This window comes from Micropruina sp., assembly GCF_047606365.1.
Lineage (GTDB): Bacteria > Actinomycetota > Actinomycetes > Propionibacteriales > Propionibacteriaceae > Micropruina.
Window position 1 is genome coordinate 1 of record NZ_JASGEN010000059.1, and the last position, 18,455, is coordinate 18,455.

At 69.3% G+C, this 18,455-nt stretch carries 17 protein-coding genes; 4 read left to right on the plus strand and 13 right to left on the minus strand.

The genetic code is table 11. From position 1 onward, the window contains the following. The 8 genes from QM624_RS07225 to QM624_RS07260 all read right to left on the minus strand — a co-directional run. On the minus strand, window positions 1–1,538 hold a 1,538-nt coding region (locus QM624_RS07225; RefSeq protein ID WP_415090256.1), incomplete at its 3' end, for an NADH-quinone oxidoreductase subunit G. Beyond that, window positions 1,535–2,869: an NADH-quinone oxidoreductase subunit NuoF gene (gene nuoF, locus QM624_RS07230; RefSeq protein WP_415090258.1), complete on the minus strand. Its 1,335-nt coding sequence runs from the start codon at window positions 2,867–2,869 to the stop codon at window positions 1,535–1,537. The genes nuoF and QM624_RS07225, both read right to left, overlap by 4 nt. Further along, window positions 2,866–3,615: an NADH-quinone oxidoreductase subunit NuoE gene (gene nuoE / locus QM624_RS07235; RefSeq protein WP_415090260.1), complete on the minus strand. Its 750-nt coding sequence runs from the start codon at window positions 3,613–3,615 to the stop codon at window positions 2,866–2,868. The genes nuoF and nuoE overlap by 4 nt, the downstream gene beginning before the upstream one ends. Beyond that, window positions 3,612–4,967, minus strand: a complete 1,356-nt coding sequence (locus QM624_RS07240) for an NADH-quinone oxidoreductase subunit D (RefSeq protein ID WP_415090262.1) — start codon at window positions 4,965–4,967, stop codon at window positions 3,612–3,614. Before QM624_RS07240 ends, nuoE begins: the two co-directional genes overlap by 4 nt. Further along, on the minus strand, window positions 4,964–5,782 hold the full coding sequence (locus tag QM624_RS07245; protein ID WP_415090265.1) for an NADH-quinone oxidoreductase subunit C: 819 nt from the start codon (window positions 5,780–5,782) through the stop codon (window positions 4,964–4,966). Before QM624_RS07245 ends, QM624_RS07240 begins: the two co-directional genes overlap by 4 nt. Beyond that, a complete protein-coding gene (locus tag QM624_RS07250; RefSeq protein WP_415090268.1) occupies window positions 5,779–6,336 on the minus strand; it encodes an NADH-quinone oxidoreductase subunit B in 558 nt (185 codons plus the stop codon). The genes QM624_RS07245 and QM624_RS07250 overlap by 4 nt, the downstream gene beginning before the upstream one ends. Before the next feature lie 57 nt (window positions 6,337–6,393). Further along, on the minus strand, window positions 6,394–6,753 hold the full coding sequence (locus QM624_RS07255; RefSeq protein WP_415090270.1) for an NADH-quinone oxidoreductase subunit A: 360 nt from the start codon (window positions 6,751–6,753) through the stop codon (window positions 6,394–6,396). Window positions 6,754–6,769: 16 nt separating this feature from the next. Then, complete coding sequence (locus tag QM624_RS07260) at window positions 6,770–8,032, minus strand: geranylgeranyl reductase family protein (protein WP_415090272.1); 1,263 nt, start codon at window positions 8,030–8,032, stop codon at window positions 6,770–6,772. Window positions 8,033–8,215: 183 nt separating this feature from the next. On the opposite strand from QM624_RS07260, the gene QM624_RS07265 reads away from it, so the two are divergent. Further along, window positions 8,216–9,490, plus strand: a complete 1,275-nt coding sequence (locus QM624_RS07265) for an isochorismate synthase (protein ID WP_415090274.1) — start codon at window positions 8,216–8,218, stop codon at window positions 9,488–9,490. A gap of 79 nt (window positions 9,491–9,569) precedes the next feature. Here the strand turns inward: QM624_RS07265 and QM624_RS07270 are convergent, their stop codons facing one another. The 3 genes from QM624_RS07270 to QM624_RS07280 all read right to left on the minus strand — a co-directional run bounded on the left by QM624_RS07270 (window position 9,570) and on the right by QM624_RS07280 (window position 12,671). Then, entirely contained in the window at window positions 9,570–10,151 is a 582-nt protein-coding gene (locus tag QM624_RS07270; RefSeq protein WP_415090276.1) for a dihydrofolate reductase family protein, read from the minus strand. A 151-nt stretch (window positions 10,152–10,302) separates the two neighbouring features. Continuing rightward, window positions 10,303–12,015, minus strand: coding sequence for a DUF6297 family protein (locus QM624_RS07275; RefSeq protein ID WP_415090278.1), 1,713 nt, complete (start codon window positions 12,013–12,015; stop codon window positions 10,303–10,305). Continuing rightward, on the minus strand, window positions 12,012–12,671 hold the full coding sequence (locus QM624_RS07280; RefSeq protein ID WP_298129363.1) for an ABC transporter ATP-binding protein: 660 nt from the start codon (window positions 12,669–12,671) through the stop codon (window positions 12,012–12,014). The genes QM624_RS07275 and QM624_RS07280 overlap by 4 nt, the downstream gene beginning before the upstream one ends. Window positions 12,672–12,748: 77 nt before the next feature. Between QM624_RS07280 and QM624_RS07285 the strand changes: the two genes are divergently transcribed. Next, on the plus strand, window positions 12,749–13,453 hold the full coding sequence (locus QM624_RS07285) for a demethylmenaquinone methyltransferase (protein ID WP_415090280.1): 705 nt from the start codon (window positions 12,749–12,751) through the stop codon (window positions 13,451–13,453). Then, a complete protein-coding gene (locus tag QM624_RS07290; RefSeq protein WP_415090282.1) occupies window positions 13,453–15,186 on the plus strand; it encodes a TM0106 family RecB-like putative nuclease in 1,734 nt (577 codons plus the stop codon). Before QM624_RS07285 ends, QM624_RS07290 begins: the two co-directional genes overlap by 1 nt. Window positions 15,187–15,491: 305 nt before the next feature. Here QM624_RS07290 and QM624_RS07295 read toward each other — a convergent pair whose 3' ends face one another. Continuing rightward, window positions 15,492–15,977 carry an Lrp/AsnC family transcriptional regulator gene (locus QM624_RS07295; RefSeq protein WP_415090284.1) on the minus strand — a complete coding sequence of 162 codons (486 nt, stop codon included), beginning with the start codon at window positions 15,975–15,977 and terminating at the stop codon, window positions 15,492–15,494. A 114-nt stretch (window positions 15,978–16,091) separates the two neighbouring features. Between QM624_RS07295 and QM624_RS07300 the strand changes: the two genes are divergently transcribed. Then, window positions 16,092–17,261, plus strand: a complete 1,170-nt coding sequence (locus QM624_RS07300; protein ID WP_415090286.1) for a trans-sulfuration enzyme family protein — start codon at window positions 16,092–16,094, stop codon at window positions 17,259–17,261. A gap of 288 nt (window positions 17,262–17,549) precedes the next feature. On the opposite strand, the gene QM624_RS07305 is transcribed toward QM624_RS07300, so the two are convergent. Next, a partial coding sequence (locus QM624_RS07305) for a thiamine pyrophosphate-dependent enzyme (RefSeq protein WP_415090288.1) occupies window positions 17,550–18,455 on the minus strand: 906 nt, incomplete at its 5' end.

Below are 18,455 nucleotides of genomic sequence, written 5' to 3' on the forward strand. Positions count from 1 at the left end.
CAACCGGCCTCGATCGCGCCCCGGTCACCGGCGCGGCGCGGCATCCAGCCCAGCCGGGCGCCGGTGCGGTCGGCGTACTCGGCGACGGCGGTGAGCAGGCCCGGCACGGTCGCGGCCCGGTCCCCCACCAGCACGATGGTGTCGGCGTCCGCCTGCAGGCCGGCCAACACCTCGGCCTCGGTGCCCGGCACGGTCGGGATCACCTCGGCGCTCAGCTTGCGGGAACCCTCGGAGACGAACGGCGCCAGGGTGACCACCTTGGTGCCGTGCTTGCGGACCGCCTTGCGTAGCCGCAGGAAGACCATCGCGGCCTCGTCCTCGGGTTCGAAGGCGACCAGCACGACCTGCTTGGCGGTCTGCAGCGCGGTGTAGCTGAGCCGCTCCGAGTCCAGCGGCTGACCGGCCACCCGGTTGGCCAGGAAGGCGGCCTCCTCGGCGCTGTGCGGACGGGACCGGAAGTCGATGTTGTTGGTGCCCAGCACCGTCCGGGCGAATTTGGCGTAGCCGTAGGCGTCTTCGACGGTGAGCCGGCCACCGGTCAGCACACCGATCCGGGAGCCGGCCTTGCGCAGCCCGGCCACGGCGGCGTCGATCGCCTCGGGCCAGGACGCCACCCGCAGTTCGCCGTCCTCGCGGATCAGCGGACGGGTCAACCGGTCGGCGCCGCGTCCGGACTTGAACGCGAACCGGCCCCGGTCGCAGTTCCACTCCTCGTTGATCTCGGGAGCGTCGCCGGCCAGCCGCCGCTTCACCTGGAAATGCCGGTGGTCGGTGCGCAGCTGGCAGCCGCCCGCGCAGTGCTCGCAGGTGGTGGGCGTGCTGACCAGGTCGAACGGACGGCTCTGGAACCGGTAGTCGGCGCTGGTCAGGGCACCGACCGGGCAGATCTGGATGACGTTGCCGGAGAAGTAGGAGTTGTACGGGTGGTCCTCGTAGAAGCCCACCTGCTGCAGCGCACCGCGCTCGACCAGGGTGATGAACGGGTCGCCGGAGATCTGCTCGGAGAACCGGGTGCAGCGGGCGCACAGGATGCACCGCTCGCGGTCGAGCAGGATCTGCGCCGAGATGCTCACCGGCTTGGGGAAGGTCCGCTTCACGCCTTCGTAGCGGGACTCGCCACGTCCGGCGCTCATCGCCTGGTTCTGCAGTGGGCATTCGCCGCCCTTGTCGCAGATCGGGCAGTCCAGCGGGTGGTTGATCAGCAGGAACTCGATCATCCCCTTCTGGGCCTTCGCCGCCACCGGCGAGGTCTCCTGGGTGAGGATCTTCATGCCCGGCGCGCATTCCAGCGTGCAGGACGCCTGTGGCTTCGGCATGCCGCGTCCGTTGCCCATGTCGGGCACCTCGACCAGGCACTGCCGGCAGGCGCCGACCGGATCGAGCAGCGGATGGTCGCAGAACCGCGGGATCGCCACCCCGATCATCTCGGCGGCCCGGATGGCCAGCGTGCCCTTCGGCACCTGCACCTCGGTGCCGTCGATGAACACCGTGATCAGGTCGCTGGCGACAACCTCACCCGGCTTGGCCGTGACGGTCATGCCCGCACTCCTTCCTCAGCCACACCGACGCCCGCGCTGGAGAACAGCGCGCTGCGCTCGTAGGGGAACAGCTCCCAGGCGGGGGTGTGCATGCCCTGCTCGAACTCGTCGCGGAAGTGTTTGATCGCGCTGGTCAGGCAGGCCACCGCGCCGTCGGCCAGCGCGCAGAACGAGCGCCCGCCGATGTCCTCAGCCACGTCGAGCAGCTTCTCGATGTCGCCGGGCTGGGCCTTGCCGGCCTCGAAGTTCTTCAGGGTCTGCACCAGCCACCAGGTGCCCTCGCGGCACGGGGTGCACTTGCCGCAGGACTCGTGCTTGTAGAACTCGATCCAGCGCAGCGTGGTGCGCACCACCGAAGTGGTTTCGTCGAAACACTGCAGCGCCTTGGTGCCCAGCATCGTGCCGGCCGCGCCCATCGACTCGTAGTCGAGCGGCAGGTCGAGATGCTCCGGGGTGAGGATCGGCGTCGAGCTGCCGCCCGGCGTCCAGAACTTCAGCTGGTGGCCGTCACGGATGCCGCCGGAGAGCTCCAGCAACTGCCGCAGCGTGACGCCCAGCGGCGCCTCGAACTGGCCGGGCCGCTTCACGTGGCCGGACAACGAGTAGATGGTCATGCCCTTGGACCGCTCGGTGCCCATCGAGCTGAACCAGGCCGCACCGCGGTCGATGATCGCCGGAACGGACGCGATCGACTCGACGTTGTTGACCACCGTCGGGGACGCGTACAGGCCGGCCACCGCCGGGAACGGCGGACGCAGCCGGGGCTGCCCGCGACGTCCTTCGAGCGAGTCGAGCAGCGCGGTCTCCTCGCCACAGATGTAGGCGCCGGCACCGGCGTGCACCACGACCTCCACGTCGTAGCCGCTGCCCAGGATGTTCTTGCCGGCGTACCCGGCCGAATAGGCCTCGCGGACGGCCTGCTGCAGCCGGCGGATGACGTGCAGCACCTCGCCGCGGCAGTAGATGAAGGCGTAGGAGCAGCCGATCGCGTAGGAGGCGATGATCACGCCCTCGACCAGGGTGTGCGGACTGGCCAGCATCAGCGGCATGTCCTTGCAGGTGCCCGGCTCGGACTCGTCGGCGTTGACCACCAGGTACTTCGGGTTCGGGTTGTCCTGCGGAACGAAGGACCACTTCATGCCGGTCGGGAAGCCGGCGCCGCCGCGTCCGCGCAGGCCGGAGTCCTTGACCACGCCCATCACTTCGGACGAGCTCATGCCCAGCGCCTTGCGCAACCCGCGGTAGCCGCCGCGCCGCTCGTAGTTGGTCAGCTTCCAGGCCCGCTCATCGGCCCAGTTGTCACTCAGGACGGGGGTCAGCAGATCGGTCACTGGGCACCTCCGGTCTCATCGTCGGCGGCTGCCGGCGGCGGAACATCGGGTGCCTGCCAGCCACGCTCGCGGGCCACCCGCAGGCCCAGCAGGGACGCCTCCCCGGCGGTCGGGCCCTCGTCGGCACGGCCGTCGGGGAACCCGGCCAGCACACGCTCGGCGTCCTGCCAGGAGGTCAGCGTCGCACCCCGCGGCGATTGGACGGTGTCGCCGGCCGCCAGCGCGTCCAGCAACTCGTCGGCCTTCTGGGGGTCCATGTTGTCGAAGAACTCCCAGTTCACCATCATCACCGGGGCGAAATCGCAGGCGGCGTTGCATTCCAGCCGCTCGAGCGAGAACGTGCCGTCGGCGGTGGTCTCACCCTCGTGGATGCCCAGCCGCCGGCTGACCCGATCGAGCAGCTGGTCGCCCCCCATCACCGCGCACAGCGCCGTGGTGCAGACGCCGACGTGGTGGGTGCCGCCCGGACGCCGCCGGTACATGGTGTAGAAGGTCGCCACCCCGGAGACCTGGGCGGTGGTGATGCCCAGGATGTCGGCGCACGCCTTCACCCCGGCCGGGCTGACCCGGCCGTCGACGCTCTGCACCAGGTGCAGCATCGGCAGCAGCGCCGAGCGGGCCTGCGGGTAGCGGTCGGCGATCGAACGCAGCTCGTCGAGGGTGGCCTCGGTGATGTTCGTCGAGACGTCGTCGTAGTCGATACCGCCCGATTCAGGGAACCAGGACTGGAACTCGTGGCCGCTCATCGGTCGACACCTCCCATCACCGGATCCAGCGAACCGACCGCCACCACGACGTCGGAGATCATGCCGCCCTCGCATTGGATCGGCACCGACTGCAGGTGGTTGAACCCTGGGTCGCGCATGTGCGCCCGGAACGGCCGGGTGCCGCCGTCGGAGACCACATGGCAGGCCAGTTCGCCCTTCGGGGACTCGATCGGCACATAGGCCTGACCGGGCGGCACCCGGAAGCCCTCGGTGACGATCTTGAAGTGGTGGATCAGCGCCTCCATGGACTCACCCATGATGTGCTTGATGTGCTCGTGGCTGTTGCCCTGGCCGTCCGGGCCGACCGCGAGCTGCGCCGGCCAGGCGATCTTCGGGTCGTCGACCATCACCGGCTCACCGCGGGACGCCTCGAGCCGGTCGGCGCACTGCTCGACGATCTTCACGCTCTCCCACATCTCGTCCAGCCGGATCCGGAAGCGGGCGTAGCTGTCGCTGGATTCCCAGCCGTCGTCGGGGCTCCACGCCTTCGACTCGAAGTCGTAGGTCTCGTAGCCGCAGTAGGGCTGCTGCTTGCGCAGATCCCAGTTGTAACCGGTGGAGCGGAGCACCGGGCCGGTGACGCCGAGCGCCATGCAGGCGGCCAGGTCCTGGTGGCCGATGCCGATCATCCGCATCTTGAAGATCGGGTTCTCGTTGCAGAAGTCGGCGTATTCGGGCAGATGCTTGCGCAGCCAGTCGATCAGCTCGCGCAGCTGGGCGATGCCGGTCTCGGGCAGGTCGTTGGCGACACCTCCGGGCCTGATGTAGGCGTGGTTCATCCGCAGGCCGGTGACCGCCTCGAAGAAGTCCAGGATCATCTCGCGCTCGCGGAATCCGATCGTCATCACGGTCAGCGCGCCGATCTCCATGCCGCCGGTGCCGATGCAGACCAGGTGCGAGGCGATCCGGTTGAGCTCCATCATCAGCACCCGGATGACGTTGGCCCGCTCAGGAATGTCGTCCTCGATGCCGAGCAGCCGCTCCACCGCCAGGCAGTACGCCACCTCGTTGAAGATCGGGGCGACGTAGTCCATCCGGGTGACGAACGTGGTGCCCTGCACCCAGGTGCGGTACTCCATGTTCTTCTCGATGCCGGTGTGCAGGAAGCCGATGCCGGGACGGATGCTCAGCACGCTCTCGCCGTCGCACTCCAGGATCAGCCGCAGCACGCCGTGGGTGGACGGATGCTGGGGACCCATGTTGATCACCAGGATCTCGTCGGAGCGCTCGGCCTGCTCGGCGGCGATGTCGGCCCAGTCGCCGCCCATCGCCGTGTAGACGGTGCCTTCGGTGGCCTCGCCGGGCTGCGCGTAGAAGTCGGTCGTGCTCATCGGTAGCTCCTCCGCTGGTCGGGCGGCGGCACGGTCGCGCCCTTGTACTCCACCGGGATGCCGCCCAGCGGATAGTCCTTGCGCTGCGGATGCCCGACCCAGTCGTCCGGCATCAGAATGCGGGTCAGGTGGGGATGGCCGTCGAAGACGATGCCGAACATGTCCCAGGTCTCCCGCTCGTGCCAGTCGGCGGCCGGGTAGATCGCCACCACGCTCGGCACGTGCGGGTCGTCGTCCGGGGCGGTGGTCTCCACCCGGAGCCGGCGGTTATGGGTCATCGACTGCAGGTGGTAGACGACGTGCAGCTCGGCACCGGTGTCGGTCGGGTAGTTGACGCCCGAGACGCTGGCGCAGAATTCGAAACGCAGCTGGGCGTCGTCGCGCAGCTGGCCCATCACCTCGGTCAGCTTCTCGCGGGCCACCAGGAAGGTCAGCTCGCCGCGGTCGAAGATCACCCGCACCAGCGAATCGGGCACCAGGTGCGCCAGCCGCGCGGTCGCGCCGGCGTACCAGCCGTCGCTGGGCAGCCCCGAGTTGGGCAACTCGACCGCCCGGACGATCCGGCCGTAACCCGAGGTGTCGCCGGAGCCGTCCGACCACATGCCCTTGCGGGTCTCGATCAAGTGCGAACCGGCGGGCACCTGCGCGGCGGCGTCCGCCTCGGTGGCCTGGGCCTCGTCCGGCTGGGCGTCCTCACGCTCGAGCCCGGCGCCGGGCGCCGAGTCGGAACCCTTCACGGGGCTGTCGACGGTCTTCTCCTCGCCGGGCAGCTTCTCGTCCGGGCCCTTGGCCTTGTCGTTGGGAGCGTCGGTCATCGCATGAGGCCCTTCATCTCGTGCGTCGCCATCGACTCCAGCGCGGCCTGCTCCTGCGCCTCGATCTCCTCCAGTTCGTGGGCGCCCATCGGGCGCTTCATCACGATGTCCTTGCGCAGCTTGAACATGGCGTCGATCAGCATGTCCGGACGCGGCGGGCAGCCGGGCACGTACATATCGACCGGCACCAGATGATCGCCGCCCTGGACGATCGCGTAGTTGTTGAACATGCCGCCCGAACTGGCGCAGACGCCCATCGCCATCACCCACTTGGGGTTCGGCATCTGGTCGTACACCTGGCGCAGCACCGGCGCCATCTTCTGGCTGATCCGGCCCGAGATGATCATCAGGTCGGCCTGTCGCGGTGAAGCCCGGAAGACCTCCTGGCCCCAGCGGCCGGCGTCGAACCGCGGCGCGCCGTAGGTCATCATCTCGATCGCACAGCAGGCCAGCCCGAAGGTGGCCGGCCAGAACGATGCCTGCCGCATCCAGCCGAACAGGCCCTCGACCGTGGTCAGCAGCACCCCCTGGGGAATCTTGTCCTCAAGCCCCATGTCGCACCCTCCGTGCCGTCATCGTGCTCTGTACCGCCGTGCTCGTCGGCATCGTGATCAGTCCCATTCCAGGCCCCCGCGCCTGATCTCGTAGACGTAGGCGACGCCCAGCACCAGCAGGAAGATCATCATCGCGCCGAAGCCGAAGACGCCCAGGTTGTCGAACGCCACCGCCCACGGGTACAGGAAGGCGACCTCGACGTCGAAGACCAGGAACATCATCGCGGTGATGTAGTACTTGACCGGGAACCGGCCGCCGCCTGCGGCCGCCGGGGTCGGGTCGATGCCGCACTCGTAGGTGTCGTACTTGGCCCGGTTGTAGCGGCGCGGGCCGACCACCAGGCTCAGGCTCACCGACACGACCAGGAATGCACCGGCCAGCACCATGATCCCGAGGATCGGGATATAGGGACTCATCATTGCCTCCGTCCGGTCATGCCGAGGGCACCACCCTCGACAGCGAGTGGATCACTCGGTCCATCCAATCACCTTCTCGAGTGTCATAAAGGTGAGCCAGCAACTTGATGGTGAATCGCATCAACGTGGGCCGCGGCAAGCCGTAGCGGACGCAGATGCGCATCACCTCAGGGTGCTCGATCAACTTCACGAAGGTCTGCCCGAGGCGGAAATAGCCGCCCCACTCGTGGCCGAGCCGCACCGGGTAGCCGGCCAGCGCCTTCTCGGCGGCCGGCGTCCCGACACCCTCGGCGTGCGCCCGGGCCACCGCCTCGGCCGCGGCCTCACCGGCCTCCATCGCGTAGGGGATGCCCTCGCCGTTGAACGGCGACACCATTCCGCCGGAGTCGCCGACCAGCAGCAGGCCCTTGGCGTAGGCCGGCTTGCGGTTGAACGCCATCGGCAACGCCGCGGACGCGATGGTGCCGACCTGGTTGTCGGGGTTGAAGCCCCACTCGGCGGGGGTGTTGGCCAGCCAGGTGCGCAGCAGCTCGCGGTACTTCAGCTTTTGCGAGGTGGCGGTGCTGGCCACGGTGCCCAGGCCGACGTTGCAGGTGCCGTCACCCATGCCGAAGATCCAGCCGTAGCCGGGCAACAGGTTGGACTCCCCCGGCTTGCCGTCCCACAGCTGCAGCCAGGACTCCATCCAGTCGTCGTCGTGGCGGGGCGAGGTGAAGTAGGTGCGGCAGGCGACGCCCATCGGGCGCTTGGCGTTCTTCAGCAGGCCCATCGACTTCGCCACCGGCGAGCTGTTGCCGTCGGCGGCCACCACGATCGGGGCGCTGAAGGTGCGGCCGTCCTTGGTGGTGACGCCGGTGATCCGGCCGCTGCGGTCGTCGATGACCGCACCGTTCACATTGGCCTGCTGGTAGAGGGTGGCGCCCTTGTCGACCGCATGGTTGGCGAGCAGCTCGTCGAAGTCGGCGCGCTTGCGGACCAGGCCGAAGGACGGGAACTCGGACAACTCGGGCCACGGGATGTGGAACGGTTCCGGACGCGCACCGTAGACCCGCAGGCCCTTGTTGTGCAGCCAGCCGGCCTCTTCGGTGATGTCGATGCCGAGCCGCAGCAGTTGCTTGGTGGCCCGCGGGGTGAGGCCGTCACCGCACACCTTGTCGCGCGGGAAGCTGCTCTTCTCCAGCAGGGCAACACTCAGGCCCTGATCGGCCAGCCAACAGGCGGTGGTCGCCCCGGCCGGTCCGGCTCCGACGACGATGACGTCCGCCAGCTCCTCGGACATGCCACTCCTCGTCATTTCGGTTCCACTCGCGCCCCTGGCGCAGCCGTCAGTCTAGGCACGAAATGACACGACAGCCATTCGGGACCACGGTGTGCGGCTGACTAAGCTGCGCAGGTGATCCCAGGCCCCGTTTTCGCCCGCACAATCGCTATTAACGATCCGGGAACGTTGGCAAAATACCTTGTGGACGAGGGCTCTGTGGCCTGGCTGCGACGCGGCGACGGAATGGTCGGTTTGGGCTGTTTCGCCCGGGTGGAAGTGGCCGATCCTGCCGAGGCGGATGCCTGGTGGAAGGGGTTCGTCGGGGGGCTTGAGCACCACTCGGAGGTGAGTGGTGTGGCCGGCTCCGGACCGGTGGCGTTCGGGTCGTTCAGCTTCGATCCAGGCAACACGGCAGGGACGTCGCGGCTGGTGGTTCCCCGGGTCGTCATCGGACGGCGGGACGGCAGCTCCTGGATGACCGTTCTCAGTGAGGCCCCTGACCCGCTGACCGGGCCGGTTTCGCTGGTCGAGCTTGTCGAGACCCCTGCTCCCCCGCTGGTCGAGCTTGTCGAGACTTCTGCCTCATCGAACGCCGAGACCCGGCCACTGCTGGTCGAGCTTGTCGAGACTCCTGCTCCCCCGCTCCCGCCCCGCGACGTCCAGGTGATCGCCGATACCGCCGACGAGGATCGCTGGCGCCGCCGGGTGGCCGAGGCCGTCCGCCGGATCGAGAGCAACGGCCTGGAGAAGGTGGTGCTGGCCCGGGCGGTGACCGCGACGGCGTCCGAACCGATCGACGTGCGGCACCTGGTCGGCACCCTTTCCGAGGGGTATCCGAGCTGTTGGACGTTCAGCGTGGACGGCCTGGTCGGGGCGTCGCCGGAGATGCTGGTGCGCCGCGAGCGCGGGCTGGCCACCTCACGGGTGCTGGCCGGCACCATCCGGCGCAGCGGCTCGGAGGAGACCGACCTCAAGCTGGCCAGCTCACTGGCGCGGTCGTCGAAGAACCTCGCCGAACATGAGCTGGCGGTGGCGTCCGTCGCCGAGGCACTGGCGCCGCTGTGTTCGGGAATGAACGTGCCCGAGTCGCCGTACGTGCTGGAGCTGCCGAACGTGCTGCATCTGGCCACTGATGTCACCGCGGTGGCGCACAAGAAGGCGTCGTCGCTGAAGTTGGCCGCCGCCCTGCACCCTTCCGCCGCGGTCTGCGGGACGCCGACCTCAGTTGCCCGGGCGGCGATCGCCGAACTCGAGGGCCTGGACCGTGGCCGCTACTCGGGTCCGGTCGGCTGGATCGACACCAACGGTGACGGCGAGTGGGCGATCGCGCTGCGCTGCGGCATGGTGGACGCCGCCGACCCCCGCCGGATCAACCTGTTCGCCGGCTGCGGCATCGTCGAGGGCTCCGACCCCGACGAGGAGCTCGCCGAAACCAAGGCGAAACTGGTCCCCATGCTGGCTGCCCTCGGCCTCTGACCTCCCGCTGGTTGAGCTTGTCGAAACCCCTCCCCGAGGCCGCAGCCAGCTGGGTCTCGACAAGCTCGACCAACGAGAGTCAGCGGCGGACGCGGTAGCGCAGGTGGAGCACCCGGTTGCCTTGGATCACCTCGTCGGGATCCTTCAGCAGGTGCTGGGCGTCGACCGATCCGAAGTAGCGCTTGCCGGACCCGAACACGACGGGGACCACGTCCATGCGTACTTCGTCGACCAAGCCCGCGGCGAGCGCCTGACCACCGACGTCGCCCGCGGCAACCTCGACCACTCGGTCACCCGCGAGCTCCTGCGCCTTGGCCACGGCCGCCTCGACGCCGTCGACGAAGTGGAACGGCGCCTCCGGATACCAGCCCTCGGGCCTTCCCCGGTGGGTCACCACGACCACGTGATCGATGCCGCTCGGCGGTGTCCCGTCCCAGCCGTCCGTCATGTCGAAGACCCGGCGTCCGGCGACGGTGACCCCGATCTGGTCCCAGTACGGCCTCACGTAGTCGTAGGAAGCCTGGGACACCTTCACGACCCCACTGTCGTCCAGCGGCACGTCGCCGCTGAGCAACCAGTCGAACAGCGGCCCGGGTTGATCGTGGGAGTCGGCGATGAAGCCGTCGACCGACACCGAGGCGTACATGACCACCATGCCCATGGGCCTCTCCTCTGCTCAGGCTGCCTCGCACTGTATCGGCCGCTGTTCACCGGACGACGTTGCCCCCGTTCGGCGTCATTGCCCCTGTTCAAACAGGTGCAATCACCCCGAAAGGGGGCTATGTCGGGCGGAAGGCCGGGGTCGGACCGGGTCAGCGGTTCGGCCGCTGGACCTTGATCTTCTGGGCGGCCTGCTTCTTGGCGGCTTCCTTCTCGCGGTTCAGCGCCTCTTGCTGGGCCTTCATCTCGTCCATGTTGAAGGTGCCGCGCAGGAAGATGAACGCGATGCCGGCCAGGGCGAACGACCACAGCGGTGAACCGCCCAGCATCACCGGGGCGGTGATCAGCACCACCATGTCGAGACCGCGCAGCAGGTTGAAGATCAGGCCGGGTGGCACCGCACCGGACGCCGTGGCGACCATCGGGGTGTTGAAGTCGGCCTTCTTCGCCGTCACCCAACGGACGGCACCCAGCCAGCCGGCGAGACCGGTGACGACCGCCATCAGCGCGCCGTCGATCGGCGACCGCTCGGAGCCGCTGGAGGTGATCCCGACGAACGCGGGGATGGTCACCGCCGACCAGAGCAGGGCCAGCACCAGCGGCACCGCCATCGCCACGGTGCGCACCTGCGAACTCGGGAACGGAAACAGCCGGGCCAGCCCACCGGTGCGGGTCAGTACCCGCAGCATCGACAGGAACGGCACCAGCACCACGACCAGGATCAGGCCCGACACCAGCGGGTTGACCGTGGTCAGTCCGAGGGCGTCCAGGGCATACGGCGCCACCACCGACGCCACCAGCGGGATCAACGGACGCGGGAACCGACGCAACCGCTGCAGGTCGCGCCAGAGCAGCGCCTGCAGGCCTTGGCCATGGCCCGGGGTGGGCGTGACGTGGCCGCGTTCGATCGCCGCGCGTTCCACGACGATGTCGCGGACCAGGCCGAAGTCGAGGGCGTACATGGCGCCCTGCATGCCGGCGACCAGCGAGCCGCCGGAGGTGAGCCGGGCCCGCCGGATCTGGTTCAGCCGGCGTCCGGACACCACGAGTTCAACGATCAACAGCAGCAGTCCGAGCCCGGCGGCCACGGTCGGACCGAAGTCGACGGCCGCGGCGGGCACGGTGAACGTCGCCCAGCCGGCGGCGACCGCCACCGTGAGCAGCAGCGTGGCCAGCGCCAACAGTGCGAACAAGGTCTGGACGAGGCGGGTCAGGCTGGTCCGTTCGCGGGTCTGTTCCGCGGCCGCGAACGCGGTCAGCGCCGCCGCGCCCAGCCCGTTGGCGAGCGCCCACAGGCCGATGTCGACCAGGCTCGATCCGCTCAGCGCGGCGATCAGCGCACCCAGCACGGCGGCCAGGACGCCGGCGGCGGCAGTCGCCAGCCGAAGCCGTCCGGACAGCAGCCGGGAGCGTTCGATCGGGGCGTCCATCAGCCAGAAACCCTCGGCGGCCGACACCAGCACCGGACCGAACAGCCGAGCCACGGCGAGGGTGAGGCCGAGTAGCGCGAACCAGGTCGCCCACGGGACCAGGGTGCGCGCCGAGACACAGCTCTCCGCGGCGCAGTTGGCCATCGTGGACTGCGCCTGAAGCACCAGGTTGGTCAGCATCGCGCCGACCAGCAGAATGCTGAAGACCGCGACGTAGGCGTCCTGGATGGCTTCCATGATCGAGCGGGTGGCGCGGCCGTGGCGCCACTGCTTCATCGCGTCGTGCAGTTCGCGCTCGTCGACCGGTTCGGACGGCGCGTCCGGCAGGAACCAGAAGGTGCGCTCCGGTTCCGGCGCCGGGGCCTGAGTCGCGTCCGGTTTCGGCGTGGCGGGCGTCGCCCCGGAGCGGATCAGCTTGCGGGACTTCTTGCTCACGCGCTGACCTCGTCGGCCACGTCCGCGCCGATCCGGACGACGCGGGTGGCCACCACGTCGACCAGCTTCGGTTCGTGGCTGGCCAGCACGATCGCCAGGCCGCGGGCCCGCTCGGCTGCCAGCCGGGCAGCCAGCCAGTCGACGCCCTCGACATCGAGACGCTGCTCGGGCTCGTCGAGCACCAGCAGCTGACGGGGCCGGACGAAGGCGGTCGCCAGCGCCAGCCGGCGCCGCTGACCCGACGACAGGGTGCCGGGCAGCTGTCCGGACTGCGGCACCAGCTGCACCTCGTGCAGCACCTCGTCGACCGCCGTCTCGGGGTCGGGGACGCCGTGCGCACGGGCCAGCAGGTCGAGATGTTCGACCACCGACAGGTCGGGGAAGAAGTCCAGGTCGTCGATGACGGTGGCCAGCGCGCGCCGCACCTCGGGGTTCGTCTCGCTCATCCGGATGCCGTTCACCTCGACCGTGCCCTCGTCGGGGGTGTCGGCACCGACCAGGCAGCGCAGGATGGTGGACTTGCCGGCACCGTTGCGGCCGGTCAGCGCGATCGCCTCGCCCTCGCGGACCTCGAGGTTGAAATTGTCCACGATGACGACCGGACCGAAGGCTTTGCGGAGTCCGGCCACCTTGAGCACTGTGCTGCGTTTGGCCATAGCCAGGATTCTCTCTCACAATCCAAGCCCGGCCCGAATCGTCCGCGGTGTCGGTGGGGCGTGGCAGGCTATGGGCCGTGGGTGAACCGAGAGGGGCGAAGGCGACGCTGGCCAAGCGCCGGGCCGATGTGGCCGAGATGTTCGACGGCGTGGCGGCCCGGTACGACCTGGTGAACGACGTGCTCACCGGCGGGTTGGATCACCGCTGGCGGCGCGCGGTGGTGGCCGCGGTGGCGCCGCAGCCGGGTGAACGCATTCTCGACCTGGCAGCCGGCACCGGCACCTCGTCCAAGCCGTTCGCCGACGCGGGTGCCCTGGTGGTGCCGGCCGATCTGAGCCTCGGCATGCTGCAGGTCGGTAAGCAGCGCCAGCCCGAACTGGCTTTCGTGAACGCCGACGCGTTGGCGCTGCCGTTCGCCGACGGCGCGTTCGACGCGGTGACCATCTCGTTCGGGCTGCGCAACGTCGAAGACACCGCGGCGGCGGTCACCGAGCTGCGCCGGGTGACCCGTCCGGGCGGCCGGGTGGTCATCTGCGAGTTCTCCACGCCGACCGAGGCCTGGCTGCGACTCGCCTACCACGGGGTGGCGCTGCGGGTGTTGCCCATTGTCGCGCGGCTGACGGCGTCCAATCCGGTGGCGTATGAGTACCTGGCCGAGTCGATCCGGGCCTGGCCGACCCAGCCGGTGCTGGCCGACGCGATGGCGGCGGCCGGCTGGCGCGACGTCGAATGGCAGAACCTGAGCGGGGGCATCGTCGCACTGCACCGCGGCCGCGCCTGATGTTCGCGCTGGACGCCCACGCCGCCCGCAGCTGTCCGGTCAAGACGCACAACGCCTTCCACCCCGGCATGAGCCTGCCGCCGGCGGACGAGGGCCTGCGCGAGGTGTTCCACGGCGGCATCGCCTTCCAGGCCGAGGTGCTCACCCAACTGCTGTCCGGCTTCGACGGCTCGGTGTTCGACGGTCGCGCTCTCACCGAGCGGTCGAGTGCCGAGCAGGAGCGGGCGGCCCTGGACGCGATGGCGTCCGGGGTCGATGTGCTGATCGGGCCGCTGTTGCCCCGCGATCTGGTGGCGCACCGCAGCGGACGTCCCGATCTGCTGCTGCGCGATCCGGAGGGCGGCTATCACCCGGCCGAGATCAAATCGCATCGGGTCAGCGACCCGCGCGGCGGCGGTTCGACGCTGACCTGGTCGGCGTTGTCCGATCCACTGCGGCGTCAGGTGCTGGAAGGGCATCGGTTCCGCTACACCTGGCGGCTGAACGACCTGCTGCAACTCGCCCACTACCGGCGGATGCTGGAGACGATCGGGCACGCCGCGTCTTTGCCGCTGGCGGCGGTTGTCGGTAGTGACGATCTGCCCGCACTTGGGCGGGTTCTGTCCTGGGTGGACCTGGACGCGGCGCTGCTGCCGCCCAGTCCGCGGGCGTCGTCCGCGGTGGCTGCGGCCGCTCCCGAGTCACTGGTGGAGTCGAGCGAGTTGACCGGGGTTGGCGAACCATCGGGCGCCATCGAACGGGTGTCGGCGTTGGCCCGGTATGACGTCGAGCACGCTTTCCGGGTCGAGATCGCGCTGGTCGCAGCCTCGCTCGAACCGCACGATCCGCCGGTGCTGCTGCCGGTGGCGAATCGCGAGTGCGGCTGGTGCCAGTGGTGGGACGTCTGCCGTCCGCAGTTGGACGACGACGATCTGAGCCTGCGGATCTCGAAGTCGCCGCTGGACGTGTACGAGATCAGGGTGCTGCGGGATCTCGGCGTGGCGACCGTCGCCGAGTTGGCGGCCACCGACCTCGAGGCGCTGCTGCCCGACTATCTGCCGCGGGTCACCCACCGGGTGGGTGCCGAGGATCGGCTGCGGCTGGCCTGGCGGCGTTCGGTGCTGATGGCCCGTGGGGTGGACTTCGACCGGGTGACGCAGGGCCCGATCGAGGTGCCGTCCGCGACGTTGGAGATCGACCTGGACATCGAGACCTCCTCCGACGACCGGGTGTACCTGTGGGGCTTCGCGGTGAGCGACGCGCGCGACGGCAGCCACTACTACCGCCACTTCAGCGCGTTTCAGCCGCTCGACGATGCGGCCGAGCAGGCGTTGGCGATCGCGGCGATGAGCTGGCTGCGCGACCTGGTGGACGGCGTCGACACCTTCGTCTACCACTACTCCGACTACGAGGTGGTACGGCTGCAACGGCTGGCGACGGCGAGCGGCGACGAGGTTCTGGCCTGGGCCGTGGATTGGGCCCGGCAGCATTTCGTCGACCTGTTCACCGCGATCCGGACGCACTTCTTCGGCACCCAAGGCCTGGGCCTGAAAGTGGTTGCGACCCGCGCCGCCGGCTTCCGCTGGCGTGACGAGAGCCCCGGCGGCCTGAACAGCCAGGCCTGGTTCGACGACGCGGTCAGCGGCGCCACTGCCGACGTCCGGGCCGCCGCGCGGCAACGCGTCCTGGAATACAACGAGGACGATGTCGAGGCCACCTGGCACGTCCGCCGCTGGCTGCGCACGCTGAGCTGAACCCGGTACGGAGGGACGGTTCTTTTCGTCCCACAAGCGGTACGAAGGGACGGTTCTTTTCGTCCCACTTTCGCGGGCCAGCTGGACCGAGGGGACGGTTCTCCTGGTCACTTTGGGGCTGAGTGGACCGAGGGACCGTCGGGCAGGCCACAGCGGTACGCGGGGACGGTTCTTTTCGTTCCATTTGTGGGCCGGGAGCGGTACGAAAAGAACCGTCCCTGCGTACCAAAGTGACCAAAGGAACCGTCCCCGGTGACCAAGAGAACCGTCCCCATGGTCACCACGTCCCCGTGGTCACCGTGCCGCTATCGATTGCTGACGGTTCCGGGCCCGGTTCGTTGCTCGAAGACGAGGTGGGTCTCGGTCTGACGGACGCCGCGGTGGACGGTGATGTGCCGCAGCACGATGTCCCGGAGTTCGGCGGCGTCCGCGACGGCGACGTGCACCAGGAAGTCGGAACTGCCGGCCAGGTGGAACACCTGCAGCACCTGCGAGGTGGCTGTGATGGCGTCGAAGAACTCCTCGACCAGCTGTTCACTGTGGCTGCCCATCCGCACCGACACCACCGCCTGCAGCGGATACCCCAGCGCGGCATGGTCGAGGTCGACGTGACTGCCGGTGATCACGCCGCGCTCACGCAGCTGGCGCAGCCGATGAGCACAGGTCGACTCAGCCAGGCCCAGGCGACCGGCCAAAGCCTTATTGGTGATCTCGGCGTCCCGGACGACGACCGCGAGGATCGCCCGGTCGGTGGCGTCCAGGGTGACCTGACCGCTTTGCGTTTTCGTCAATGACTTCCGTTCATCCGCTGCGAGCGATGGCGAAAATTGCGAATCTCGACGCATCCACCGCTTCTTCTGCGGAGCCTAGGGGCACAGACCAGTGTTTCCGGCAATCTGAGGCCTATGGCGGGGACCTCTTTCGAGACGTTGGCCGTGCACGCGGGTCGTGATGATCTCGCGGCGCTCGGGGTGCATGTGCCGCCGATCGACCTCTCCACCACCAATCCCCTGCCCGATGTCGAGCACGGCGGCGACTCCTACGAGGCGATGGCGACCGGGGGCCGTCCGCTGTCTGAGGGCGGATTCGTCTATGCCCGGCTCTGGAATCCCACGGTCGCCCGTTTCGAGGAGGCGCTGGCGGCTTTGGAGGGCGCCGAGGCTGCGGTGGCGTTCGCGTCCGGCATGGCGGCGACCACGGCGGCCGTGCTGGCGACCACCGCGCTGACCTCGAAGCACCATGTGGTCGCGGTGCGTCCGTTGTACGGCGGCACCGATCACCTGCTCGCGTCGGGGTTGCTGGGCACCCACACCACCTTCTGCGCCGAGACGGACGTCGCCGTGCGCCGCCGCCCGGACACCGGGCTGGTGGTCATCGAATCGCCGGCGAACCCGACCGTGGAACTCGTCGACATCGCGGCGGTGGTCGCGCAGGCCGGCGGCGTCCCGGTGCTGGTCGACAACACCTTCGCCACCCCGGTGCTGCAGAACCCGCTGTCGTTGGGCGCGACGATGTCGCTGCACAGCGCCACCAAGTATCTCGGCGGCCATGGCGATGTGGTGGCCGGGGTGATCGCCTGCTCCGAGGAGGCGGCGCGCGGCCTACGCCAGGTGCGTGCCCTGACCGGCGCGCTACTGCATCCGTTGGCCGGCTACCTGCTGCACCGCGGACTGACGACGCTGCCGATCCGAGTCCGCACCCAGCAGGAGTCGGCGTGCCGAATCGCGCGCTGGCTAGGTGAGCAGCCCGGCGTCAAGACCGTCTTCTACCCCGGTCTGGACGGCGACCCGCGCGGCCTGCTCACTCGGCAGATGCGCGGCCCCGGCGCGATGATCGCCGTCCGGCTGCGGGGTGGCTACGAGGCTGCGCGCCGGCTGACGTCCGCCGTCCGGGTCTTCACGCACGCCGTCTCGCTGGGCGGCGTCGACTCCCTGATCGAGCACCCCGCCGCACTCACCCACCGTCCGGTCACCGCGGACGCCCGTCCGCCCGACGACCTCGTCCGGCTGTCGATCGGCCTGGAGAACGCCGACGACCTGATCGCGGACCTGACGTCCGCTCTCGAGGGCTGCTGACGGGTCTCGCCAAGCTCGACCAACGGCTACCGCGGTACGCGGGGACGGTTCTTTTCGTTCCATCCGGTACGAAAAGAACCGTCCCCGGCGTTCCAAACGACCCCTCTTGGTACGAAAAGAACCGTCCCCTCGTGCCAAAGTGACCAAAAGAACCGTCCCCGGTGACCGAAAGAACCGTCCCCGCGTACCACCGGACGCGTCATCCCGGGCTCGACCCGGGATCTCGGATGGCCAATGCGTGGCGCGCCGGAGATCCCGGCATTCGCCGGGATGACGGATGGCGAGGGATCAGTCGACGAGGCTCGCGAGGGCGTTGAGCTGGGTGTTCAGGGCTCGGCGGCCGGTGCGGTCGATGGTGGCGACGACGACGTCCAGGCCCTGGATCGGACGGTGCAGTGCGGCGGTCAGGGCCGCCTCGTCTTCCACTCGGCGGACGGGGATGCCGTGGGCTTCGGCGAGCCGGACGGGGTCGACGCCGGGTGGAGTGCCGAACACCCGCTCGAAGGAGTCGGCGTAGCGGACGTCGCCGTATTCGAGGGTGGCGAAGATGCTGCCGCCGGAGTCGTCGGCGACCACGATCCGCAGATCCGGACGGCGCTCGCCCAGCCCGGCGGCCAGGCCGTTGCCGTCGTGCAGGAAGGTCAGGTCGCCGCAGAGCAGGGTCAGCGGGGCGTCCGAAGCCAGCGCGATGCCGACGGCGGTCGAGACGGTGCCGTCGATCCCGGCCAGGCCGCGGTTGGCGAACACCCGCCCCCGGCCCAGCGACGCCAGGTCGGCGTCCCGGATCGGCTGGCTGTTGCCCAGCATCAGCAGCCCGTCCCCGGTCGCGGCGACCACCGCGGCCGCCACCGCCGGCCCGGTCAGCACACCCTGACCGGCCAAGACCCCATCCACCCGAGCCGACAACTCGACATCCGCCGCACGCCAGCGCGCCAGCCAGTCCGGGTCACCCGGCTCGAGCAGCACACCCGGCAGCACCTGGGTCGCATGCCAGGTCGGGTCCACCCAGTCCGGGCCCGAACTGACCACGATCAGCTCGACGTCGTCCCTTGCCAGCAGCTTGTTCACCGGACGCGACAAGGTGGGGTGACCGAACACCACCACCCGCTCGACCTGCTCGGCCAGAGTCGAACCGAGCAGCAGCCGTCCGGTCCGCAGCGCCGCCGACCGGGCGTTGCTGGACGGTTCCGCAAC